Raw genomic sequence first — 21,611 nt, 5'->3', positions numbered from 1 at the left:
AACATGCCCTCGCTCTCCGAATTCTGGATGCCCTTCACACCCAACCGCGGCTTCAAGGCGGCGCCACGGCTGGTGGTCAGCGCACAGGGGCTGCACTACCGGACGGCTGAGGGCCGCGAGGTGCTGGACGGCACCTCGGGCCTGTGGTGCGTGGGCGCCGGGCATTGCCACCCCTTGATCGCCGAGGCGATGAAGCGCCAGATCGACACGCTGGACTTCGCCTCGTCGTTCCAGGTCGGCCATCCCGGCGCGTTTGCGCTGGCCGAGCGCCTGGCCACGCTGGCACCGGTCGGGCTGGACCGCGTGTTCTTCACGAACAGCGGATCGGAGGCCTGCGACACGGCGCTGAAGATCGCACTGGCCTACTGGCGAATCTGCGGCGAGGGGCAGCGCACCCTGTTCGTCGGGCGCGAGCGCGGCTTTCACGGCGTGGGCTTCGGCGGCATCTCCGTCGGCGGCATGCTGAACAACCGCACGGCCTTCGGCGGCGCGCTGCTGCGCAGCGACCATCTGCGCGCCACCTGGGACCCGGCCACACAGGCCTTCGTGCGCGGCCAGCCCGAGGCCGGCGCGGAAATGGCGGACGAGCTGGAGCAGCGCATCGTCGCGCTGCACGGGGCCAGCAACATTGCCGCCGTGGTGGTCGAGCCGTTTGCCGGCTCCACCGGCGTGCTGGTGCCGCCCAAGGGCTACCTGCAGCGCCTGCGCGCCATCTGCGACAGGCACCGCCTGTTGCTGGTGTTCGACGAAGTCATCACCGGCTTTGGCCGCACCGGTGCGATGTTCGCCGCCCACAGCATGGGCGTGACGCCGGACATGATCCTGTTCGCCAAGACCGTCACCAACGGTGCGGCGCCGCTGGGCGGGGTGTTGGTGCAACGCGAGATCCACGACGCGCTGATGCAGGGCCCCACGCACCTGGCCGAGCTGATGCATGGCTACACCTTTTCCGGCCACCCGCTGGGCTGCGCCGCTGCCTCGGCCATGCTCGATGTGATCGAGCAGGAAGACCTGTTGCACCGCGTGCGGGCCCTGTCGCGGTACTTCGAGCAGGCGGTGCACAGCCTGGCCGATGCGCCCAACGTGGTCAGCATCCGCAACTTCGGGCTGGCGGCCGGCATCGAGCTGGCGGTGCGCGACGGTGCGCCCGGCCTGCGCGGCGCCCAGGCACAGGCGCTGGCGTTCGAGCACGGCCTGTTGACGCGCGCGCCGGGCGACACCCTGGTGCTCGCGCCGCCCTTCATCGCCGGCAGGGGCGACGTCGACCGCATGGTCGAGCGCCTGCGCCTGGCCATTCAACAAACCCCCTGACGCCGAGGACATCGCGTGCAAGCACTGGTCTACACCCAACCCAACGAAGTTCAACTGCAAGAGAGGCCCGCGCCCACGCTGGAGGCGGGCGAGGTCGTGCTGCGCATCGACGCGGTCGGGATCTGCGGCTCCGATCTGCACGCCTACCACGGGCACGATCCGCGTCGCCTGCCGGGTCTGGTGCTCGGGCATGAGTTCTGCGGCACCGTGGTGGACAGCGCCTCGCCGCTGTACGCCGTCGGCACGCGGGTGACCGGCAACCCCTTGATCACCTGCGGCAGGTGCGAGTACTGCGTGCAAGGCCGCAACAACCTGTGCGCGCACCGCAGCATGGTGGGCATGAGCCGGCCCGGCGCCTTCGCCGAGTTGATGTCCATTCCGGCGGCATCGCTGATCGACATGCCGCAGGACATGTCGCCCGTGCACGCGGCGGTGACCGAGCCGGCCGCCACGGCGCTGCACGCCCTCAACCTGTCGATGAAGGCGCTGACCCGGCCGGTGCAGGAATGCCGCACGCTGGTGCTGGGCGGTGGTGCCATTGGCATGCTGTCGGCCTTGCTGCTGCGCCACTACGGCTGCACCGAGGTCACGGTGGCCGAGGTCAACCCATTGCGGCGCGGGCAACTGGCCCGCCATGCGGGGGTGGACACCTTCGATCCGCGCGAGCAGACCGCGCCAGAGGACCGGTTCGACTACGTGCTCGATGCCGTGGGGTCGGCCGTCACGCGCCGGGCAGCGCTGGCCGCCGTGAAGGCCGGGGGCGTTGTCATGCACGTGGGCCTGCAGGACTGGGCCAGCGAAATCGACATGCGCCGCCTGACGCTGGCCGAGATCACGTTGCTGGGCACCTACACCTACACCACGGCCGACCTGCGCGCCACCGTGCAGGCGATCCACCGGGGTGCCTTCGGCGACCTCGGCTGGGTGGACGTGCGGCCGCTCACCGCAGGGCCGCAGGCCTTCGACGATCTGGACAAGGGCCGCGCGGCGTCGGCCAAGGTCATCCTGCTGCCGGGGTGAGCCGCGCGCCTGGCGCTGCGGCAGGTCGGTTGCAGGGTCACTCGGCCCGGATGCCCGCGTCCAGTTCTGCACCTGCAGCGCCGGCATGCCGCCTCGGCGGTGGTGGGATCGTCGGGCATGGCCGGCGTGCGTCGGTGGTCACGGCCACTGCGCGCTGACGCGCCAGTTGTCTGCTCGTGGGGTGGCCGCATGGGTCGGCCGGGAAGCAGCGCGTCACCACGCGTAGATTGACGCGCGCGAGATCAGCCGGTCACCAGCAGTGACGCGGGCACGTCGATGCCGTGCTGCTGCGCTTGCCGGCGCAGCTGTTCGCGGCGCGCGCCGGGCAGCCGCACATCGGCATCGCGCAGCAACTCGGTCAACAGCACCTCGATGCGGTCCAGGTAGGCGGCGCTGCCCGCAGTCGCGCCCGGGTCGATCACCACGAAGGTCTGGCCGATGCGCGGCCGGTTGCCTTCCTCGACGAAAAAGCTCGAAGCCTCGAAGCCGAACTGCGCGCCAATCAACGCGGTGGCCAGCAGCTCGACCACCAGGGCCAGCATGGCGCCCTTGGGGCTGGTGGCGGCGCCGATGGGCAACATCGAGCCGGCCAGGCCGGCCTTGGGGTCGGTGGTGGGCGCGCCCTGCGCGTCCAGCGCCCAGCCCAGCGGAATGTCGCGCCCCTCTTTGGCGGCCACCATCAGCTTGCCGCGCGCCACTTCGGACAGGCTCAGGTCGATCAGCAGCGGGTCGGCCGCGCGACGCGGGAACACCGCCGCCACCGGATTGGTGCCGAAGACGGGGTGCCGCCCGCCGGCGGCCGGCATCGCCGCCGGTGAGTTGGCAAAACCCAGGCCCACCATGCCGGCGTCGGCCACCGCCCGCAGGTGGTCGACGAGCACGCCGCAGTGGTGGCTGTTGCGCACGCCCGCCAGTGCGATGCCGGCGATGCGCGCGCGCGCGATCGCCTCCGTCACGGCCAGCTCACAAGCCGCAAAGGCCAAACCTTCGCCAGCGTCGACCACGAAGGCCGCGCGCTGCGTGCCATCGTTCACGATGCGCGGCACGGCGCCGCCCGCGACGCGACCGTTGCGCAGGTGCGCGCTGTACTGCGGCACGCGGCTCAAGCCATGCGAGGCGAGGCCCTGCGCTTCGGCCAGCACCAGGGCGCGGGCGGTGGCCTCGGCCATGGGGGCGCTGGCGCCGGCCTCGCGCAGCCGGGCGGACACCGCCTGGCGCGCTTGTTCGAGGGTCATGCGGATCATGGGTGCCGCTCCTTCAGCGCGTGCAGGACGCGCTCGGCGATGAGGTCGCTGACGCGGGTGTTGGATTCGGCCGTCACACCGGCCATGTGCGGCGTGAGCAGCAGGTTCGGGCAGCCCTCGAAGTGCGGCGCCACGCCCAGCGGTTCGTCGGCAAACACGTTGTGGCCGGCAGCACCAGCATGCGGCGGGCCTCGCAGGCGGCCACGTCGATGTTGTCCAGCCCCGACACCGAGCCGACCGACAACGCGGCAGCGCTGCAGCGCCTGCAACAGCGCGCCGCGCACCTGGGTGCGGTTGCGCACGATGAGCGCGTCGGCACCGGCCGACTCGGCCGGCAGGCGTGGCGCATCGTCCACCAGCACGGGGTCGTACAGCACCTCATGCGCCGCCCGCAACCGCGCGAGGGCGGGCGCATCCATGAACCCGGTGATGACGATGCGCATGGCCTTCAGGCGCTTTCGTACAGGCGTGTCAGCACAAACTCGCGGTGGCCCAGGGCCTCGGCCGCCGTCAGCCGGCCGTTGGCGGTGCGCAGCATGCATTCGAGCAGCTGGTCACCGGCCTGGTCCAGCGTGATCTCGCGTTGCAGCAGGCCGGAGGTGTCGACATCGACGTGCTCGCTCATCAGGCGCACCGTGCGCGGATTGGCGCAGATCTTGATGACCGGCAGGATCGGGTTGCCGATCACGTTGCCCTGGCCGGTGGGGAAGAAGTGCACCGCGTAGCCGGAGGCGGCGCACAGCGTCACCATCTCGGCGGCGGCACTGGAGGAGTCCATGAACCACAGGCCCGGGCCGGTGGGCACTTCGGCCTTGTCCAGCACGCCATCGACCAGGCACTTCTTGCCGATCTTCTGGATGTTGCCCAACGCCTTTTCCTCGATGGTGGTGAGGCCGCCGGCAATGTTGCCCTTGGTCGGCTGGCTGTCCGAGAGATCGCTGGTCTTGTGCCGGTTGATCATGTCCTGGTAGCGGTCGAACATGAACATGAAGCGCTCCTTGACATCCGGCGTGCGGCAGCGGTCGGCGACGATGCGTTCGCCACCGGTCAGCTCGGAGGTCTCGCCGAACACCAGGGTGCTGCCCAGTTCGTAGAGCTTGTCGAACGCGTTGCCCACCGTCGGGTTGGCGCCGCAGCCGCTGGTGGTGTCGCTCTCGCCGCACTTGGTCGATACCCATAGTTCGCCGATGGGGCAGACTTCGCGCTGCTTCTCGCTGGCCCACTGCACGAATTCGCGCGCGGCCTTGCTGGCCTTCATGATGGTGTCGTGGTCGCCGTGGCCCTCGATGCCGAAGCCGACCACCGGCTTGCCGGTGCTGGCAATGCCATCAACGACCTTCTTCGTCCAGCTGTCCTCGATGCCGATGACGACCACGGCGGCGACGTTGGGGTTGCAGCCGGCGCCGATCAGCGTGCGGAAGTGCAGGTCCAGGTCGGCGCCGAACTGCAGCCGACCGTAGGGGTGCGGGATGGCCAGCGCGCCCTTGATGTTATGCGCCACGGCCTCGGCTGCGGCGTTGGACAGATCGTCCAGCGGCAGCACGATAACGTGGTTGCGCACGCCGACGCGGCCGTTCTCACGGCGGTAGCCCAGGAAGGTGGTGCTGGCGGTAACGATGCTCATGGTGTCTCCTGATGGTGGATGGGGTGGGCGACCGGGCGGCTTACCAGCGCTTGGTTTTGATGTTCTGCACGTGGGCGTGCTCGCCGGCGCGGATCGGCGCGACAACCTTGCCCATGTCGATGCCGTATTTCCAGACCGTATCGCCCGGCGCCATGTCGCGCAGCGCGACCTTGTGGCCGATCGGGATGTCTTGCAGGGCCTGAAGATGGGTCATCTTGTCTTCGTCCATGATCCAGCCCTGCAGTTGCATGCCGGCCTTGACGTTTTCGACGACGACCACGGCCACGGTGTCTTTGGTGTCGTGCAGTACGAAGTGAATCATTGCGGGTCTCCTTGTGTTGGGTGCGACGAGCGGCCATTGTCGAAACGATACTTTCCGACTGTCAAACAGGTCATCTAAATGAGTTGAAGGAATATCCCGTCGCGCGCAGAATCGACCGCATGCCTGCGAAGTCCGCAATGGATGTCTTCATGCCGATTGCCTCCGAGGCCACCGGCGCACCGCTGTATCGGGCCGCCAAGCGCGCCCTGCTGCAGGCCATCGAGTCAGGCCAGTGCCCCGCTGGCGACGCGCTTCCCAGCGAGACCGCGCTGGCGGCGGCGCTGCAGGTGTCGATCGGCACGCTGCGGCATGCGGTCGACGAACTTGTGGCCGAGAACATCCTGGTGCGCCGGCAGGGGCGCGGCACCTTTGTCGCGCTGCACAACGCCGACCGCTTTCTGTTCCAGTTTTTCCACGTCGAGCGCTGCGACGGTCTGCGCGAGGTGCCGCGGGTCGAGCTGCTGGCGTTCGAGCGCGTGCGCGTGGATGCGGATGCGGCGCTGGCGCTGGGCATGAAGCCGGGTGAGCCCGCGATCCAGGTGGACAACCGGCTGCTGCTGCAGGGCCGCGCCGTCATCCACGACCGGTTGACCCTGCCTTCGCTGCTGTTCAAGGGGCTGACGGAGAAGCGCTTTCGCGATCGCCCCAGCACGATCTACCACCTCTACCAGACGGCGTTCGGGATCACGGTCGTGCGCGCCCACGAGCGAGCGCGCGCGGTGGCCGCCGATCGGACGACCTCACGCGTTCTGGGTGTGGCCCAGGGTCAGCCCGTCATGTCGGTACGGCGGACGGCGCTGACGTTCGGCGACAGGCCGGTGGAGTACCGCGTCTCGACCATTCATACGGACCGGCACGAGTACGTGCATCTGCTGTCGCGGCCGCTCTGAGAGGGGGCGCGCCCGAGCCCGTTGGCGCCAGGCCCTCGGCTGCCGTTCCTGCTAGGCGCTGCGCCGCCCGATGGTCTTGGCGATGCTCCAGCGGTGCACTTCCGATGGGCCGTCGTAGATGCGGAAGGCACGCATGTCCGTGAAGATGCGCGAGACGATGCTCTCGCCCGACACGCCGGCCGCACCCATGATCTGCACCGAGCGGTCGACCACGCGCCATTCGGCCTCCGAGCACAGCACCTTGGCCACGCTGGATTCGTGGCGGCCCTTGCCGCCCTGGTCGAGCACCCAGGCGCAATGCCAGATCGCCAGGCGTGCGCTGTGCAGGTCCATCTCGTTGTCGGCCAGCATGAAGCCCACGCCCTCATGTTCGACCAGCGGCTGGCCGAACGCGTGGCGCTTTTTGGCGTAGGCGCTGGCGGCGTCGTGCGCGCGGCGCGCCTGGCCCAGCCAGCGCATGCAGTGGGTCAGCCGCGCCGGTGCCAGGCGCACCTGCGCGTAGCGAAAGCCCTGGCCCAGCTCGCCCAGCACGTCGGTGGCGGGCACGCGCAGGCCTTCGAAGCGCACCACGCCGTGGCCGCCGGTGAAGCAGCGGTCCATGGCGTCGATCTGGCGCTCGATCACGATCTGCGGCTGGTCCATGTCAGCCAGGAACATGGTGGCCGAGCCGTCTTCCATGCGCGCCATGATGATGGCCCAGCCGGCGCCCGTGGCCCCGGTGATGAACCACTTGGTGCCGGTGATGACGTAGTCGTCGCCATCGCGCACGGCGGTGGTCTGCAGCATCGACGGGTCGGAGCCAGAGCCGGGTGGCGGCTCGGTCATGCAGAAGCATGAGCGCACGGTGCCGTCCACCAGCGGCTGCAGCCAGCGCGCCTTCTGCGCAGCGGTGGCCACCACTTCCATCAGGTGCACATTGCCTTCGTCGGGCGCGTGGATGTTCAGGGCGACCGGGCCCAGTGGCGAGTAGCCCGCCTCTTCGAACACGATGGCCTTGTCCACATGCGACAGGCCCAGGCCGCCGTGCTCTTTCGACGCGTGCGGCGTCAGCAGGCCATGGCGTTTGGCGCGGGCGACCAGGTCGTCGCGCAGCGATTCGTGCGGGCCGTGGTGGTCCTGGCGCGGGTCGTTCTCCAGCGGGATGACTTCCTCGGCGATGAAGCGCCGGGTGCGTTCCTGCAGGTCCAGTTGAGAGGGGGAGAGGCTGAAGTCCATGGTGCGGGCCAGGCTGTGGGTAGGCTGCAAGGCTAGCGCAGCGGGTGGGGTGGGGGCTGTCGCCTTGGCTACCGGGGGTGGGCCGGTCCAGCGATCAGGCGTTGTATGCCAGCGCCAACCCCGGCACGGGCCAGTCGTCGATCGCGATCAGCTTGCCGCTGCCCGACAGCGTGGCGTAGACGGTGCGCAGGTCCGGCCCGCCGAAGCACAGGTTGGTGGTGTACAGATCGGGCAGCGGCACATGGCTGCACAGGCGGCCGTCCGGCGAGATCACGCTGATGCCGCCGTGCAACAGCGTGGCGATGCACAGGTTGCCGAAGGCGTCCACCGCCATCGAGTCGAAGCGCTGGTATTGCCCGCCTGGCGCTGCCGCCAGCATGCGGCCGCCGTGGGGCGACGGCCAGGCATCCTTGTGCACCTGGCCGGGGGCCGTGATGTCGAAGGCCCACAGCCGCGCGCCTTCGGTCTCGGCGTAGTAGAGCGTGCGGCCGTCGGGCGACAGGGCGATGCCGTTGGGCGTCAGCACCGGGCGTGCGATGGTGTGCACGCTGCTGCCGTCGGCGCGGGCGTAGTACAGGCCGCCGCGGTCCATCTCCAGAGCGCGGGTCTTGCCGAGGTCGGTGAAGTACAGGCCGCCGTGCACGTCGAACACCAGGTCGTTGGGCCCGCGCAGGCCCAGGCCGTCCACCGTGTCGTACAGCCGCTCGCTGCGGCCACTGGCGAGGTCCACGCGCTCGATGCGACCGCCCGAGTAGTCGGCTGCCTGGCCGGTCGGGCGCAGGCATCCGTGTTCGGTGGTCCAAGCGAAGCCGCCGTTGTTGCAGACGTAGACGGCACCGTCCGGCCCGATGGCGGCGCCGTTGGGGCCGCCGCCCAGGTCGGCCAGCACCTGCACGCGGCCGTCCGGCGTGACGCGCGACAGCGTGCCGCGCGCGATCTCCACCAGGATCACCGAGCCATCGGCCATGGCCACGGGGCCTTCGGGGAACTGCAGGCCGGATGCGATTTCGCGGATCTTCATGGCGTGTCCTCGTGGGTGTCAGGGCAGGCTAGCCTCGTCGAGCAGCGCCCGGCGCGCAGTCACGTGGGCGACGGCGCTCGCTGCTTCAGAACGTCACGCGCACGGACGGTGCCGAGCGTTGCGATTCGCCGTGGAACACGGCCTCGATGTTGTTGCCGTCCGGGTCGAGCACGAAGGCGGCGTAGTAGCCGGGGTGGTAGGGGCGCTCGCCGGGCGCGCCGTGGTCAGTGCCGCCGTGTGCCAGCGCAGCGGCGTGGAAGGCGTCGACCATCGCCCGGTCGCGGGCCTGGAAGGCGAGGTGGTGGCGGCCGGTCAGGTGGCCCTGCGCGGCCGGGCTGTCGCTGGCGGAGACGAAGAGCTCGTCGGCCCAGAAGTAGCCCTCGCCGGTGCCGCCGATCGGCACCTGCAGCACCGCCAGCACGGCCTCGTAGAAGCGTTGGCTGGCAGGCAGATCGCGCACCACCAGCTGGAGGTGGTCGATCAGCCGGCCGCGGTGCAGTTCGTTGGTTTCCATGTGGCGCTCCTCACAGGTGGTGGTCTAGGCGCGCAGGGTACTGCGTCGGCATGACCGCACGCAGCCCTGGGGCTTGCGCGGCGCGGCCGCGCGCGGGCCGGCCCACACGCAGCCCGGCCATACGCAACCCGGCCACACGCAGCCCGGCCACACGCGGGCCGGGCGTCAGCCGGCGGCCAACTTGCGCTCAGCGCGCACCTTGATCACACGCGGCAGGATCACCACGGCCAGCACGACGACCAGCAGCGCCAGCGAGCCGGGCCGCTGCAGGAACACCATGGGGCTGCCTTCACCGATCGACAGCGCGTTGCGCAGCTGCGCCTCGGCCAGCGGGCCGAGGATCATGCCCACCACCACCGGCGCGGTCGGGAAGCTGAAGCGCCGCATCACCACGCCCAGGAGGCCGATGCCATACAGCAGGAAGAGGTCGAACGCGCTTTGCCGCATGCCGTAGGCGCCGACGGTGGCGAAGATCAGGATGCCGGCGTACAGCTGCGGCTTGGGGATCTTCAAGAGCTTGACCCACAGGCCGACCATCGGCAGGTTCAGCACCAGCAGCATCACGTTGCCGATGTAGAGCGAGGCGATCAGCGCCCAGACCAGCGCGGCCGAGGTGGTGAACAGCTGCGGGCCGGGCTGGATGCCGTAGTTCTGGAACGCGCCCAGCAGGATGGCCGTGGTGTTGCTGGTCGGGATGCCCAGCGTCAGCAGCGGGATCAGCGCGGCCGTGACGGTGGCGTTGTTCGCCGCCTCGGGGCCGGCCACGCCTTCGATGGCGCCGGTGGTGCCGAATTCGGCCTTGTTCTGGGGGTCCTTGGTCAGCTTTTTTTCGGTCGCGTAGCTGAGGAAGGTGGGGATCTCGGTGCCGCCGGCCGGGATGCAGCCGAACGGCGTGCCGATGGCCGTGCCGCGCAGCCAGGCGGGGATCGAGCGCTTCCAGTCGCGCCCGCTCATGTGCACACGCGACAGCTTGTTCTGCGTCTCGACCACGCGGCCCTCGTACAGCACCGCATAGAGCACCTCGGCCACGGCGAACAGGCCGACCGCCACGAGCACGATCTCGATGCCGTCCAGCAGCTCGGGGATGGTGCCGACGTAGCGGCCCTGGCCGGAGATCTGGTCCAGCCCCACGCAGCCCACGGCCAGGCCGAGGAACAGCGCTGTCATGCCGCGCAGCGTGCTTTGGCCCAGCACCGCGCTGACGGTGGTGAAGGCCAGCAGCATCAGCATGAAGTACTCGGGTGGGCCGAGCTTGACCGCCAACTCGGCGACGCCGGGCGCAAACAGCGTGACGACGACGGTGGCAATCGAGCCGGCCACGAACGAGCCGATGGCCGCTGTCGCCAGCGCCTGGCCGGCGCGGCCGCTCTTGGCCATCTTGTTGCCCTCCATGGCCGTGACCATGGAGGCGGTTTCGCCCGGCGTGTTCAGCAGGATGGAGGTGGTCGAGCCGCCGTACATCGCACCGTAGTAGATGCCGGCGAAGAAGATCATCGAGGCCGTTACTTCGACCTTGCCGGTGATCGGCAGCAGCATGGCCACGGCAACGGCCGGGCCGATGCCAGGCAGCACGCCGACGGCCGTGCCCAACGCACAGCCCACCAGGCACCACAGCAGGTTGGACCAGGTCAGGGCCAGGGCGAAGCCCTGCATCAAGGCGTCAAAGGTACCCATGGTGCTTCCCCTTTACAGCCAGCCGGTGCCGGTCAGGCCCGGCAGGTTGATGCCCAGAAACTTCGTGAAGCCCCAGAACACCGGCGCTGAGATGGCCAGGCCGGTGAACACGTCGGCGGCCCAGGTGCCCACCTGCCCGGCGATCGGCTGGCCGGCGGCGCGGCGCAGGCCCTGCACCGCCAGCACATAGCACAGCGTGCAGCCGAAGATGAAGCCCACGCTGGTGATGAGCGCCGCGTTCAGCAGCAGGCCGGCCGAGATCCAGACCAGGCCGCTCCAGTTGGGTGAGACGCCGTCGCCCTCGCCCATTTCGCGATAGCCGCCGGTGCGGGCCTCCCAGACCAGCCAGGCGCCGCACAGCGTCAGCACGACGGCGCACAGCCACGGCAGGAAGTTGGGGCCGACACCGCCGTATCCGGCGTCCGACGAAATGCCGATTGCCCCCCAGGCCAGACCCAGGCCGATGAGCAGCACGCCGACGCCGACCAGCGTCTGCGGCCCGTTGGCGCCGCGCGGCGCATGCGAAGTATCAAGACCCATGGAAGTCTCCAGGCGGAAAGGAAGCGAGAGAGCGCTGGCGCTGCGTTGCGCACGTCAGCGAAGCCCGTTCGGCAAGCACCGCAGGGCTGGCGTGGCCAGGCCGCAAGTCGCAGTTGCCGGACGGGGGACAGGGCGGCCACACGGTGTGCTACCGCCCCATCGGGCTGCGATCAGATCATTCCGGACTTGACCATGACGGCGCGCAGATTGGCGAACTCGTCGTCGACGAACTTGTCGAAGGCCGGGCCGGCCAGCACGGCCGGGGTCCAGTCGTTCTTCTTCAGCGCTTCTTGCCAGGCCGGGCTTTTCAATGCCGCCAGCAGCAAATCGGTCAACGCCTTGCGCTGCTCGGCCGAGATGCCGGGCGCGCCATACACGCCGCGCCAGTTGCCGATCTCCACATCGATGCCTTGCTCCTTCAGCGTCGGCACGTTGCTGCCCGGCAGACGTTGGGCCGAGGTGACGGCGATGGCGCGCATCTTGCCGTCGGCGATGTAGGGGGCGAATTCGCTGTAGCCGCTGCCACCGACGGTGACATTGCCACCCAGGATGGCGGCCGTGGCCTCGCCGCCGCCACGGAAGGCGACGTAGTTGATCTTCGATGGGTCGGCACCAACCTTCTGCGCAATCATGGCTGCGGCGATGTGTTCGGTGGCACCGCGTGAGCCGCCGCCCCACTTGACGCTGCCTGGGTCCTTCTTGAGCTGCGCGACGACGTCGGCCATGGTTTTGAACGGCGAGTTGGCCGGCAAAACGAAGACGTTGTATTCGCTCGTGATGCGGGCGATCGGCGTGGCCTGCGACAGGTTCACCGGCGGCTTGCCGGTGATGATGCCGCCCAGCATGACGGCGCCCATCACCATCATCGCGTTCGGGTCGTTCTTGGAGCCGTTGATGAACTGCGCCAGGCCCAGCGCGCCGGCGGCGCCGCCCTTGTTGTCGTAGGTGACGGTGTCGGCCAGCTTGGCGTCCGTCAGCGCCTTGCCCAGCGCGCGGCCGGTGGTGTCCCAGCCGCCGCCCGGGTTGGCGGGGATCATCATCTTGACGTTGGGCGCGGCATGGGCGCTGAGCGGCAGGGCGCCGGTGGCGGCCAATGCGGCCAGGGTCTTGAGGAAGGTGTCGCGGCGCATGGGGTCTGTCTCCTGAGGGTCGTTGGACGGCCGCAGAATGGGGGGCCGGTCGCGACTATCATGCCCCGCCCCGCTGTCAGTTGGCTGTCCGCTGCGCTGGGGTAAACACCGAGATGAAACCCCCACGCTCATCGCTTCGCGTATCGCTGCCCCCCGAGGGGGCGCTCAGTGGCTTCGGGCGGCCGGGCGCTCATGAAATGAAGCCCCCACGCTCATCGCTTCGCGTATCGCTGCCCCCCGAGGGGGGCGCTCAGTGGCTTCGGGCGGCCGGGCGCTCACTGAGATGAAGTTGCTGTTGATCGAAGATGACCCGGCCATGCAGGCCACGCTGCAGCGCACGCTGGGCCGGCGCAGGATCGACGTGCAGGTCTGCGGCGACGGGCGCGAGGCGCTGGCCCGGTGGCGCGAGGTCGAGCCCGATGTGGTGGCGCTGGATCTGAGCCTGCCCGGGCTGGACGGCCTGCAGGTGTTGGCGCAGGCCCGCGCGGCCGGCTTGCGCACCCCCGTGCTGGTGTTGACCGCGCGCGGCACCGTGGGCGACCGCGTGCTGGGCCTGAACGCTGGCGCCGACGACTACCTGCCCAAGCCCTTTGACCTGGACGAACTGGAAGCGCGCGTGCGGGCGCTGCGCCGGCGCCAGGGCGCAGCAGACGAAGCGCTCGCGCCGCCCGAGGTCGGCGCGCTGCGGCTGGACCCGGCCAGTGGCGCCATCTACCAGCGCGGCGAGGTCATGGAGTTGACGCCGCGCGAGCTGGCCCTGCTGCGCGCGCTGATGGCGCGGCCCGGCCATGCGGTCAGCAAAGAGCAGTTGTTCTCGCTGGTGTTCCCCGGCGAGGCCGACGTGCAGTACGAGGCGGTCGAGGTCGTCGTCTACCGTTTGCGCAAGAAGCTGGCTGGCACCGGTGCCAACCTGATCACCTTGCGTGGCCTGGGCTACCTGTTGAAGGAAGACTGATGCCCCTGGCGCATCGCTTCGCGGATGGCTGCCTCCCGAGTGGCGCGCGGCAGTGCCTTCGGGCGGCCTGGCCGCGCTGACATGAACCGCACCTCGCTGCGCTTTCGGCTGCTGGTGGGGTTGCTGGCGCCGGTGGCGCTGTTCATCGTGATCAACAGCGTCAGCGTCTACCGCCAGTCGCTGGCAGCGGCCACCACGGCCTATGACCGCACCTTGCTGGCTTCGGCCAAGACCATCGGCGAGCAGCTGACGGTGCTGGGCTACGACGAGGCCGCGACGTTGCAGTCCACCGTGCCGTACTCGGCGCTCGAAGCCTTCGAGGCCGACAACCAGAGCCGCATGTACTACCGGGTGTCCACGCAGCAGGGCGAGATGGTGTCGGGCTTTGCCGAGCTGCCGTTCTGGCGCGGTCAGTTGCCGGCACGCTCGCCGTATGCGGCGCTGGTCGATTTTTACGATGACCGCTTCCGCGAGCGGCCAGTGCGCGTGGCGGTGTTGCTGCAGCCCGTGGCCGGCGCCGAGGGGCGTGGTATGGCCGTGGTGCAGGTGGCCGAGACACTGGAGCTGCGCGAGGCGCTGGCGCGACGGCTGCTGGTGGACATGCTGTGGCGCCAGCTGCTGCTGCTGGCGGTCGTCGCCGGCGTCACCGTGCTGGTGGTGCAGCGCGCCACGCGCCCGGTGCGGGCGCTGGGCCAGGCCATCGAGGCGCGCGCGGTGGACGACCTGTCGCCGATCCACGCGCCCGATGCCCCGCGCGAACTGGCGCCTCTGGTCGATGCCATGACGGCCGTGATGGCTCGGCTGCAGCAGTTGCTGGACCACCAGAAGCGATTCGTGCGTGATGCCGCCCACCAGTTGCGCACACCGTTGGCGGTGCTGAAGGTGCAGGTGCAGTCGGCCCGGCGTGGCGATGTGCCCGCAGCCCAGGCGCTGGCCGAGATCGGCGACACGGTGGACCGTGCGACGGCGCTGGCCAACCAGATGCTGGCGCTGGCCAAGGTGGAGCAACTGCGCCAGCAGTCCGACTTCGAGCCGCTCGATCTGGCAGCGCAGGTGCGCGACGTGGCGCTGGACCTGTCACCGCTGATTGCCGAGAAGGCGCTCGACTTCGAGCTGGCCGCCCGGCCAGCGCTGGTGCTCGCCCACCCCTGGATGCTGCGCGAACTGGCCCGCAACCTGTTGCACAACGCCATCAAGCTCAGCCCGCCGGGCGCCGCGCTGCAGGTGCTGGTGCTGGCCGACGGCGGGCAGGCCGTGCTGCGGGTGTGCGATGGCGGTCCGGGTATTTCGGCCGATCTGCGCCAGCGCCTGTTCGCCCCGTTCGCGGCCGGGGACGCGGCCCGCGGGTCGGGCCTGGGGCTGGCGATCTGCCGCGAGATCGTGCGGGCCTTGCACGGCAGCCTGTCGATGGACAACCGCGTCACGGTGCAGGGCGATGTGGTCGGCCTGGACGCGGTGGTGCGGCTGCCGCTGGCCATGTCACCTGCCGAGTAGTCAGGCCCTTCTGATTCGTATACTGCGCGCGGTGCAATAACTGTCGACTGATAGGCTCCTCACGCGGGGAGTGCATCGGTCACAGGCGGGGGCAGCGAATGATCAAGAAAATCCGCAGCGACCAACTGTGTGTCGGCATGTTCGTGCACGAGTTTTGCGGCTCGTGGATGGACCACCCGTTCTGGCGCTCCCAGTTCACGATCCGCACGGCGGCGGAGCTGCAGCGCGTCATCGACAGCAAGGTCGTCGAGCTGTGGATCGACACCGGCAAGGGGCCCGATGTGCAGGGCGGCGGGGCGGATGCCGCTGCCAGCATCGACCGCGCGCAGGTCGATGCCGAGATCGAGCGGCGGCTGGAGGAATTCGTCACCATGCCGGCGCCGCTGGGGTTGCTGCAGGGTGTGGAGGAAAGCAGCCTCGATGCGGCAGCCGCCCTGGTGCGCCGGTCGGTGCCGCGCATCGCCTCGATGTTCAACGACGTGCGCCTGGGCAAGGCCTTGGACTCACGCGCGTGCGACGACCTGGTCGACGAGATCACGGAGTCGGTCAGCCGCAACCCCGGAGCGCTGATCAGCGTGGCCCGGCTCAAACGCCACGACGACTACACCTACATGCACTCGGTGGCGGTGTGCGGAATGATGATCGCGCTGGGGCGGCAGATGGAGCTCAAGCCGGCGCTGATCAAGCGCATCGGGCTGGCCGGCATGCTGCACGACCTGGGCAAGGCCATGGTGCCGCTGGCGGTGCTGAACAAGCCCGGCAAGCTGACGGAAGCCGAATTCGAGATCATGAAGACCCATCCCGAGCAGGGGCACGCGCTGCTGGTGGAAGGCGGCAACGCCGGCCCGGTGGTGCTGGACGTGTGCCTGCACCACCATGAGAAGTTCGACGGCACGGGCTACCCGCACGGCCTGGCGGGCGACAGGATCAGCATGGTGGCGCGCATGGGGACGGTCTGCGATGTCTACGACGCCATCACCTCGGTGCGGCCCTACAACAAGGGCTGGGACCCGGGCGAGGCGCTGCGCCGCATGGCGCAGTGGACGGGCCACTTCGATCCGGGGGTGTTCCAGGCCTTCGTGAAGACCGTGGGCATTTATCCGGTGGGCACGCTGGTCAAGCTGCATTCGGGCCGGCTGGCCGTGGTGACCGCGCAGAACGCCGAGGCGCCGCTAACACCCAAGGTCAAGGTGTTCTACGACCTCAAGCGCAAGGCCCGGGTGGAGCCGCAAGAGATCAACCTGGCCAACCGCATGAGCAACGACAAGGTGTTCGGCTGCGAATCGCCGGAGAACTGGAAATTCAAGGACCTGGACGCGCTGTGGGGCGCGCCTGTGGAAGTCTGAGGACTCAGGTCGGCGGCAGTCCGGCCAGCGCGCGCAGGCTGTCGCGCTGCTGCGGCGCGTAGCCCGCCAGCACCATGCCGATGCGGAAATCGCCGGGCGCCGTATAGGACGAATACACCGCCTTGGCGTCGATGCGCAGTTCGCGCGGGACATCGCCGGCATGCAGGCGCAGCACGCAGCGCGAGCCCGGCGGGACCGGCCGGTCCGTCGACAGTGACAGCCCGTCGCCGCTCAGATCCACGGTGGTGCCGTGGCGCTCGGCGCCGTCGGCCAGCACGATGGTGACCGGGCAACGCCACAGATGGCGCGGCTGCATGCGCCGGCTGGAAACGCCGGGCGTCGCGGGCAGTGCGGCAAGCAGGTCGGAAGGGGCGTTAAGTCGCTGCATGGCGGTGGAAATGCGGCGCAGGCCGAAGGTCGGATTGTGCGTGTTCGCGGGGCCGCGTGCGACCGGGGATTCCCGCCCCGGCGCAGCGTTGCGGTCGCTGCGAACTGAGGTGAAATGGCCACCGCGCCGACCGGCCCATCGACCTCACCACTTCAGGGATCTGCCATGCCTCGCTTCGCCGCCAATCTCAGCATGATGTACAACGAACACGCCTTCCTCGATCGCTTCGGCGCGGCTGCGGCGGATGGCTTTCGAGGCGTGGAATTCCTGTTCCCGTACGCCTTCGAAGCACAGGAACTGGCCGCGCGACTGCAGGGCGCGGGGCTGCAGCAGGTGTTGTTCAATGCGCCACCCGGTGATTTCGAGGGGGGCGAGCGCGGCATTGCGGCGTTGCCAGGGCGCGAAGACGAGTTTCGCGCCGGCTTCGAGCGCGCCTTGACCTACGCCGAGGCGCTGCAATGCCCGTGCATCCACGTCATGGCCGCGCTGGTGCCCGACGCCGCCGCCCGTGGGCGCATGCGCGAAACCTATCTGGCCAACCTTGCCTGGGCTGCTGCACTGGCGGGCGAGGCCGGCCGGCGCGTGCTGATCGAGCCGATCAACGGGCGTGACATGCCCGGCTACTTGTTGAGCCGTCAGGACGAAGCGCACGCCGTCATCGCCGAGGTCGGCAGCCCGCACCTGCAGGTGCAGATGGACCTGTACCACTGCCAGATCGTGGAGGGCGATCTGGAGGCCAAGATGCGCCAGTACCTGCCCACCGGCCGGGTCGGCCATTTCCAGGTTGCTGGCGTGCCGGCCCGGCATGAACCCGACGTGGGCGAGGTGAATTTTCCTCACCTGTTCGGCGTCATGGACACGTTGGGCTACGCAGGCTGGGTGGGCTGCGAATACCGCCCCGCCGCTGGCACCAGCGCTGGCCTTGGATGGCTACGCCGCCTGGCCTGACAGAAGCGGGCGGCAAATGGCCGGCAGCGTCAACGACTGCCGACGGCTGAAAAGATGAAATACCGTCAGACATCTATCTAACATTTGCATACACTTGGGAAATTGTAAGCAAAGGTTTTCAGATGGATGCATTGGACGACCGTGGTGCAGGCCGCACCGAACTGACGGTCCCGCGCTGGGCGGCGCTGCGCCAACGCCCCCGCGTGCTGCTGGCGTGGGAGCATGGGCGCAATTTCGGTCGCCTGTCCCGGCTGCTTCGGGTCTCGCGCATGATCGAGCAGCAGGGCGGCGAGCCGGTCTGGGTGGTGCCGCGGCGCCAGCGCGATGCGCCGCAACTGGTGGCCCTGTCGCACCGTCGCCTGGTGGCGCCGGCCATCGAACAGCAGGTGTTCGCCCCTGACTTTCGCGCCGATTCGTTCGCCGATGTGCTGCTGTCCCTTGGCTTCGACGACCCGCGCACGTTGACCACCGCCGTGCGGGCCTGGATGCAGATCCTGGAGAACCTGCAGCCCGAGTGCGTGCTGCTGGACTACGCCCCCACGGCGCAGCTGGCGGCCCAGCTCATGGGGTTGCGCGCCTTCCAGTTGACCAACGGCTTCGATGCGCCACCCTCGCACTGCCCGCCCTATGCCGACGTGCGGCCCGATTCAGTGCTCGGCCAGCGCAATGCGGCACGCGTGCAGCGCGTGTCGGCCACCATCACGCAGGTCGCACAGTCGCTGCTCGGCCGGCCGGCCAGCTCGCTGCAGGCCATCCTGGACCATCCACGCAAGGTCTTCGAGTGCATCCCCGAAGCAGACCCCTACGGCACCCGCCAGCACGGGCTGTGGGTCGGCCCGCTGGGCGCACACCTGGATGCGGTCGACGTGCCCTGGCCGGAGAGCTGGCTGCACCGTCGCCGCGTGTTCGCGCAGATGCGCACCATGGGCGGCGCGACCGAGCTGCTCGACGAGCTGCTGCTGACCGATGCCGTCACGCTGTGCGTTTGGCGCGATGCGCCGGCCGAGGTGATCGCCCGCTACCGCAACACCAGCGTGCGTGTGCTGCGCCAGCCGGTGCGGCTGGAAAGGGTGCTGCCCGAGGCCGACGCCGTCGTGAACCAGGGCTCGACATCGCTGGTCTGCCAAACCCTGCTGGCCGGCAAGCCGCAACTCATCGTGCCCAGCGATTTCGAGAAGCTGACCGTGGCCCGGCGCGTGGCGCAGAGCGGTGCTGCTTCGCTCTGGAACCCGACCAAGGTGGGCGCCCGCGAGGCCGTGCAGTGCCTGCTGCACACGCCCGCGCATGCTGAAGCAGCGCGCAGCATCGCCGAGCGCTACCCGTCGCACTGGCTCGAAGCGAACCGCAACCGCTTTGCCCGCGCGCTGATCGGCGAAGTCGATGTGGCCTTCGCACTGCGGGCGTAGGCGCGGCGCCGCACACCACTGCGGGGCACCTCAAATCATCAGCGGGTCGACGTCGATGGCCCAGCGGATGACGCCCTTGGCCTCGGGCCGCTGGCGCGTGCTGCGCAAAACATCCATCCACGCCGCGAGAAAGCGCTGCAGCGCACCGCGCACATCGCACTCCACCAACATCTGCGCGCGCTCCACATTGGCCACCCGCTGGATGGTCAGCGGCACGGCCGGGTAGCGGCGCACCAGGTCGGCCCCGGGCAGCGCGTCTGCCGCAGCGCTGGCCAACGTCAGGAATTGCTGCGCCGCCTCCTGCGTACGGGCATCGGCGCGCAGGAGCGCCTGGAAGCTGAAGGGCGGCATGCCGGCCTGTTCGCGCTCTTTCAGCTGCGCGGCGGCGAACGCCGGGTAATCGTGCCGGCGCAGTGCGCCAAACAGCGCGTGCTGGGGGTGATCGGTCTGGATCCACATCTCGCTAACCCGCGCCTGCGCGGCGTCGCGGCCTGCCCGCCCAGCGGCCTGCATCAGCAGCGCGAACAGCCTCTCGGGCGCGCGGAAATCGCTGGAAAACAGGGCCCCGTCGGGGTTCAGTGCGGCCACCAACGTGATGCGGCGAAAGTCGTGCCCCTTGGCGATCATCTGCGTGCCCACCAGCACATCTACCTCGCCTGCGTGCACCTGGGCCAGCTGCGATTCGAGTGCGCCCTGGTGGCGCGTGCTGTCGGCGTCGATGCGCAGCACGCGCACGCGCCTGTCCACCTCCCCGGCCTGCCCATCGACGGCCGGGCGCTGCAGACCGGCGAGCAGCTCTTCCAGATGCTCCTGCAGCCGTTCCGTGCCGCGGCCGACTGGCGCCAGGTCGATGTCGCCACACAGCGGGCACGCGCGCGGCACCCTTTCCGTCATGCCGCAGTGGTGGCAGCGCAGCGTGCGGTCGATCTTGTGGAAGACGCGGTAGGCGCTGCAGTGCGGGCATTCGCTCTTCCACTCGCAGCTGCCGCAAGCCAGCACCGGCGCGTAGCCACGGCGGTTCAGCAGCACCATGGCCTGCTCGCCGCGGCCGATGCGCTCGGCGATGGCGGCCAGCAGCACCGGCGCGAACACGGTCTTGCGCGGCTGCAGGTTCATGTCGACCAGACGCACCGTCGGCAGACCGCCAGCGCCACCCGTGTCCTGGCCGACACGCTGCGGCATCAGCAGGCGCTGGTACTTGCCGCCCTCGTCCGGCGGGCGGCTGTGGTGCCAGCTTTCCAGCGACGGTGTGGCCGATCCCAGCAGCACCTGGCAGCGCGGCAGGCCATCAGCTGCCGGCGCCAGGCTGCTTTCCAGCCGGCTGCGATAGATGGCCAGGTCGCGGGCCGAGTAGCGGGCGCCCTCCTGCTGCTTGTAGCTCGGGTCGTGCTCCTCGTCGACCACGATCAGCCGCAGCCCCGGCATGGACGCGAACACGGCCATGCGCGTGCCCAGCACGATGCGCGCGCCCCCGGCGGCCGGGCCGGCATGGGCCGACAGCCAGCTCGACAGCCGCTGCGCCGGCGTCATGCCGCTGTGCATCGAGACCAGCGCCTGCGGCCCGAACAGCGGCGCGAAACGGGCGACAAAGCGCGATTCCAGCTGCGGCGTGAGGTTGATCTCCGGCACCATCACCAGCGCCTGGGCGTTGGGGTCGGCCAGCAGCAGGCGCTGCACCGCCTGCAGATAGACCTCGGTCTTGCCACTGCCGGTGCTGCCGAACAGCAGGAACGGCCCGGGTTCGGCGGCGATGCGCGCCAGCGCCTCGGCCTGCTGCGCGCTGGTCGCAGGCGTGGCCGCCTCGGTGCTAGGGGCAGCGGGTTCGGCACGCGTCTTGCGCTTAAGGCGCCGCTGCCATTGCGCGGCGTCGAGTTCGCGCAGCTGGGGCGGCAGTGCCGCCAACGCGACCTCGCCGAGCGCCCGCTGGTAGTAGCTGGCCGCAAACTGGACCAATCGCCGCCAGGCCGGGCTCAGCGGCGCGATGCCGTCCAGCACCGCCGCGACTGGCCGCAGATCGCCTGCTTCGCAGCCCTCGGGCACGGCGTCCCACACCACGCCGAGCGTCTCGCGCTGGCCGAGCGGCACGCGCACCAGCGATCCTGGCAGAAGTGCCAGCTCACTTCGGTAGCTCAGCGGCCCCGCAGCGTTGCTGTGGGCTGGCAGCTGGACCAGGACGGAGAGGGTCTCGGACATGGCAAGAGGTTCGCTCACGCGCTTTGTTGATGTGAACTCGTGGAAAGCGCGTTAAGTCGTTGATTCCTAAGTTGATTGAATGTCATCCCACAGATCTGTGGATAACTTTGTTGATAGACCTGTCGCAGCGCGCCCAAACCCTTGCAAATCAAGGCTTCGCGGTTCGGTGCCCGCAAAAAAAGCAAAACTGCAAACCCTTATGAATCAACGACTTGGCGCGGCTATGGGTTTTGTAGCGCGGGCGCCTGGGCAGTTGACTTTCCGAAATCCCGCTGCCCCGTTTTTGTGCATAAGTAAGACACGCGGAAATATGCCTCAAGCCCGTGACGTGTATGCAAACGCCCCAGGCAGCGCGCTCGCGCAGCCGGTGTCGCCC

Annotated in this window: 20 protein-coding genes; 8 read left to right on the top strand and 12 right to left on the bottom strand. The window is 69.3% G+C overall.

Features of this window, described 5'->3' with window-relative positions; genetic code table 11:
* Positions 1-3: 3 nt before the first annotated feature.
* Together aptA and AC099J_RS12285 are read left to right on the top strand one after the other, a co-directional pair.
* Positions 4-1,311 carry an omega-aminotransferase AptA gene (gene aptA, locus AC099J_RS12290; protein ID WP_479615542.1) on the top strand — a complete coding sequence of 436 codons (1,308 nt, stop codon included), beginning with the start codon at positions 4-6 and terminating at the stop codon, positions 1,309-1,311.
* Between the two features lie 15 nt (positions 1,312-1,326).
* Positions 1,327-2,331, top strand: coding sequence for an alcohol dehydrogenase catalytic domain-containing protein (locus tag AC099J_RS12285; RefSeq protein WP_479615541.1), 1,005 nt, complete (start codon positions 1,327-1,329; stop codon positions 2,329-2,331).
* 242 nt (positions 2,332-2,573) lie between these two features.
* Here the strand turns inward: AC099J_RS12285 and AC099J_RS12280 are convergent, their stop codons facing one another.
* Genes AC099J_RS12280 through AC099J_RS12265 form a run of 4 tightly spaced genes read right to left on the bottom strand, consistent with a single transcriptional unit; the run spans position 2,574 to position 5,521 of the window.
* Positions 2,574-3,575 (bottom strand): Ldh family oxidoreductase, encoded by a 1,002-nt coding sequence (locus AC099J_RS12280; protein ID WP_479615540.1) that lies wholly within the window; start codon positions 3,573-3,575, stop codon positions 2,574-2,576.
* The gene (locus tag AC099J_RS12275) at positions 3,572-4,018 is read right to left on the bottom strand and encodes a hypothetical protein (protein ID WP_479615539.1); all 447 of its coding nucleotides are present in this window, start codon (positions 4,016-4,018) and stop codon (positions 3,572-3,574) included. Before AC099J_RS12275 ends, AC099J_RS12280 begins: the two co-directional genes overlap by 4 nt.
* Before the next feature lie 5 nt (positions 4,019-4,023).
* Positions 4,024-5,199 (bottom strand): UxaA family hydrolase, encoded by a 1,176-nt coding sequence (locus AC099J_RS12270; RefSeq protein WP_479615538.1) that lies wholly within the window; start codon positions 5,197-5,199, stop codon positions 4,024-4,026.
* Between the two features lie 40 nt (positions 5,200-5,239).
* Positions 5,240-5,521, bottom strand: a complete 282-nt coding sequence (locus tag AC099J_RS12265; protein ID WP_479615537.1) for a UxaA family hydrolase — start codon at positions 5,519-5,521, stop codon at positions 5,240-5,242.
* 149 nt (positions 5,522-5,670) lie between these two features.
* Between AC099J_RS12265 and AC099J_RS12260 the strand changes: the two genes are divergently transcribed.
* The gene (locus tag AC099J_RS12260; RefSeq protein ID WP_479615536.1) at positions 5,671-6,411 is read left to right on the top strand and encodes a GntR family transcriptional regulator; all 741 of its coding nucleotides are present in this window, start codon (positions 5,671-5,673) and stop codon (positions 6,409-6,411) included.
* Between the two features lie 51 nt (positions 6,412-6,462).
* On the opposite strand, the gene AC099J_RS12255 is transcribed toward AC099J_RS12260, so the two are convergent.
* The 6 genes from AC099J_RS12255 to AC099J_RS12230 all read right to left on the bottom strand — a co-directional run bounded on the left by AC099J_RS12255 (position 6,463) and on the right by AC099J_RS12230 (position 12,505).
* Positions 6,463-7,626 (bottom strand): acyl-CoA dehydrogenase family protein, encoded by a 1,164-nt coding sequence (locus AC099J_RS12255; RefSeq protein WP_479615535.1) that lies wholly within the window; start codon positions 7,624-7,626, stop codon positions 6,463-6,465.
* A gap of 94 nt (positions 7,627-7,720) precedes the next feature.
* A complete protein-coding gene (locus AC099J_RS12250) occupies positions 7,721-8,647 on the bottom strand; it encodes an SMP-30/gluconolactonase/LRE family protein (RefSeq protein ID WP_479615534.1) in 927 nt (308 codons plus the stop codon).
* Between the two features lie 85 nt (positions 8,648-8,732).
* Positions 8,733-9,161 (bottom strand): VOC family protein, encoded by a 429-nt coding sequence (locus tag AC099J_RS12245; protein ID WP_479615533.1) that lies wholly within the window; start codon positions 9,159-9,161, stop codon positions 8,733-8,735.
* A gap of 165 nt (positions 9,162-9,326) precedes the next feature.
* Positions 9,327-10,835 (bottom strand): tripartite tricarboxylate transporter permease, encoded by a 1,509-nt coding sequence (locus tag AC099J_RS12240; RefSeq protein WP_479615532.1) that lies wholly within the window; start codon positions 10,833-10,835, stop codon positions 9,327-9,329.
* 12 nt (positions 10,836-10,847) lie between these two features.
* Positions 10,848-11,375: a tripartite tricarboxylate transporter TctB family protein gene (locus tag AC099J_RS12235; protein ID WP_479615531.1), complete on the bottom strand. Its 528-nt coding sequence runs from the start codon at positions 11,373-11,375 to the stop codon at positions 10,848-10,850.
* A 170-nt stretch (positions 11,376-11,545) separates the two neighbouring features.
* Positions 11,546-12,505, bottom strand: a complete 960-nt coding sequence (locus tag AC099J_RS12230) for a Bug family tripartite tricarboxylate transporter substrate binding protein (protein WP_479615530.1) — start codon at positions 12,503-12,505, stop codon at positions 11,546-11,548.
* 283 nt (positions 12,506-12,788) lie between these two features.
* On the opposite strand from AC099J_RS12230, the gene AC099J_RS12225 reads away from it, so the two are divergent.
* From AC099J_RS12225 to AC099J_RS12215, 3 genes are all read left to right on the top strand, one after another.
* Complete coding sequence (locus tag AC099J_RS12225; RefSeq protein WP_479615529.1) at positions 12,789-13,460, top strand: response regulator transcription factor; 672 nt, start codon at positions 12,789-12,791, stop codon at positions 13,458-13,460.
* Between the two features lie 81 nt (positions 13,461-13,541).
* Positions 13,542-14,954 carry a sensor histidine kinase gene (locus AC099J_RS12220; RefSeq protein ID WP_479615528.1) on the top strand — a complete coding sequence of 471 codons (1,413 nt, stop codon included), beginning with the start codon at positions 13,542-13,544 and terminating at the stop codon, positions 14,952-14,954.
* A gap of 98 nt (positions 14,955-15,052) precedes the next feature.
* Positions 15,053-16,300, top strand: a complete 1,248-nt coding sequence (locus AC099J_RS12215; protein WP_479615527.1) for an HD-GYP domain-containing protein — start codon at positions 15,053-15,055, stop codon at positions 16,298-16,300.
* 4 nt (positions 16,301-16,304) lie between these two features.
* Here AC099J_RS12215 and AC099J_RS12210 read toward each other — a convergent pair whose 3' ends face one another.
* Positions 16,305-16,688 carry a PilZ domain-containing protein gene (locus AC099J_RS12210; RefSeq protein ID WP_479615526.1) on the bottom strand — a complete coding sequence of 128 codons (384 nt, stop codon included), beginning with the start codon at positions 16,686-16,688 and terminating at the stop codon, positions 16,305-16,307.
* Between the two features lie 165 nt (positions 16,689-16,853).
* Between AC099J_RS12210 and otnI the strand changes: the two genes are divergently transcribed.
* Complete coding sequence (otnI, locus tag AC099J_RS12205) at positions 16,854-17,636, top strand: 2-oxo-tetronate isomerase (protein ID WP_479615525.1); 783 nt, start codon at positions 16,854-16,856, stop codon at positions 17,634-17,636.
* A 122-nt stretch (positions 17,637-17,758) separates the two neighbouring features.
* Positions 17,759-19,042 carry a glycosyltransferase gene (locus tag AC099J_RS12200; RefSeq protein WP_479615524.1) on the top strand — a complete coding sequence of 428 codons (1,284 nt, stop codon included), beginning with the start codon at positions 17,759-17,761 and terminating at the stop codon, positions 19,040-19,042.
* Positions 19,043-19,072: 30 nt separating this feature from the next.
* On the opposite strand, the gene priA is transcribed toward AC099J_RS12200, so the two are convergent.
* Entirely contained in the window at positions 19,073-21,235 is a 2,163-nt protein-coding gene (gene priA / locus AC099J_RS12195; protein WP_479615523.1) for a replication restart helicase PriA, read from the bottom strand.
* Between the last annotated feature and the right edge of the window lie 376 nt (positions 21,236-21,611).

It is taken from the genome of Rhodoferax sp. RT4P68, from assembly GCF_056521305.1.
Note: the sequence above shows the minus strand (reverse complement) of the source record. Positions and strands in the feature narration are given on the sequence as shown.

Bases quoted from the DNA above. Each gene is read 5' to 3' on its own strand.
- AC099J_RS12275 (WP_479615539.1), bottom strand. From the start codon at position 4,018: ATGCGCATCGTCATCACCGGGTTCATGGATGCGCCCGCCCTCGCGCGG.
- AC099J_RS12245 (WP_479615533.1), bottom strand. From the start codon at position 9,161: ATGGAAACCAACGAACTGCACCGCGGCCGGCTGATCGACCACCTCCAG.
- AC099J_RS12270 (WP_479615538.1), bottom strand. From the start codon at position 5,199: ATGAGCATCGTTACCGCCAGCACCACCTTCCTGGGCTACCGCCGTGAG.
- AC099J_RS12210 (WP_479615526.1), bottom strand. From the start codon at position 16,688: ATGCAGCGACTTAACGCCCCTTCCGACCTGCTTGCCGCACTGCCCGCG.
- AC099J_RS12280 (WP_479615540.1), bottom strand. From the start codon at position 3,575: ATGATCCGCATGACCCTCGAACAAGCGCGCCAGGCGGTGTCCGCCCGG.
- AC099J_RS12255 (WP_479615535.1), bottom strand. From the start codon at position 7,626: ATGGACTTCAGCCTCTCCCCCTCTCAACTGGACCTGCAGGAACGCACC.
- AC099J_RS12240 (WP_479615532.1), bottom strand. From the start codon at position 10,835: ATGGGTACCTTTGACGCCTTGATGCAGGGCTTCGCCCTGGCCCTGACC.
- AC099J_RS12215 (WP_479615527.1), top strand. From the start codon at position 15,053: ATGATCAAGAAAATCCGCAGCGACCAACTGTGTGTCGGCATGTTCGTG.
- AC099J_RS12225 (WP_479615529.1), top strand. From the start codon at position 12,789: ATGAAGTTGCTGTTGATCGAAGATGACCCGGCCATGCAGGCCACGCTG.
- aptA (WP_479615542.1), top strand. From the start codon at position 4: ATGCCCTCGCTCTCCGAATTCTGGATGCCCTTCACACCCAACCGCGGC.
- AC099J_RS12220 (WP_479615528.1), top strand. From the start codon at position 13,542: ATGAACCGCACCTCGCTGCGCTTTCGGCTGCTGGTGGGGTTGCTGGCG.
- AC099J_RS12260 (WP_479615536.1), top strand. From the start codon at position 5,671: ATGCCGATTGCCTCCGAGGCCACCGGCGCACCGCTGTATCGGGCCGCC.
- AC099J_RS12250 (WP_479615534.1), bottom strand. From the start codon at position 8,647: ATGAAGATCCGCGAAATCGCATCCGGCCTGCAGTTCCCCGAAGGCCCC.
- AC099J_RS12200 (WP_479615524.1), top strand. From the start codon at position 17,759: ATGGATGCATTGGACGACCGTGGTGCAGGCCGCACCGAACTGACGGTC.
- AC099J_RS12235 (WP_479615531.1), bottom strand. From the start codon at position 11,375: ATGGGTCTTGATACTTCGCATGCGCCGCGCGGCGCCAACGGGCCGCAG.
- priA (WP_479615523.1), bottom strand. From the start codon at position 21,235: ATGTCCGAGACCCTCTCCGTCCTGGTCCAGCTGCCAGCCCACAGCAAC.
- AC099J_RS12230 (WP_479615530.1), bottom strand. From the start codon at position 12,505: ATGCGCCGCGACACCTTCCTCAAGACCCTGGCCGCATTGGCCGCCACC.
- AC099J_RS12265 (WP_479615537.1), bottom strand. From the start codon at position 5,521: ATGATTCACTTCGTACTGCACGACACCAAAGACACCGTGGCCGTGGTC.
- otnI (WP_479615525.1), top strand. From the start codon at position 16,854: ATGCCTCGCTTCGCCGCCAATCTCAGCATGATGTACAACGAACACGCC.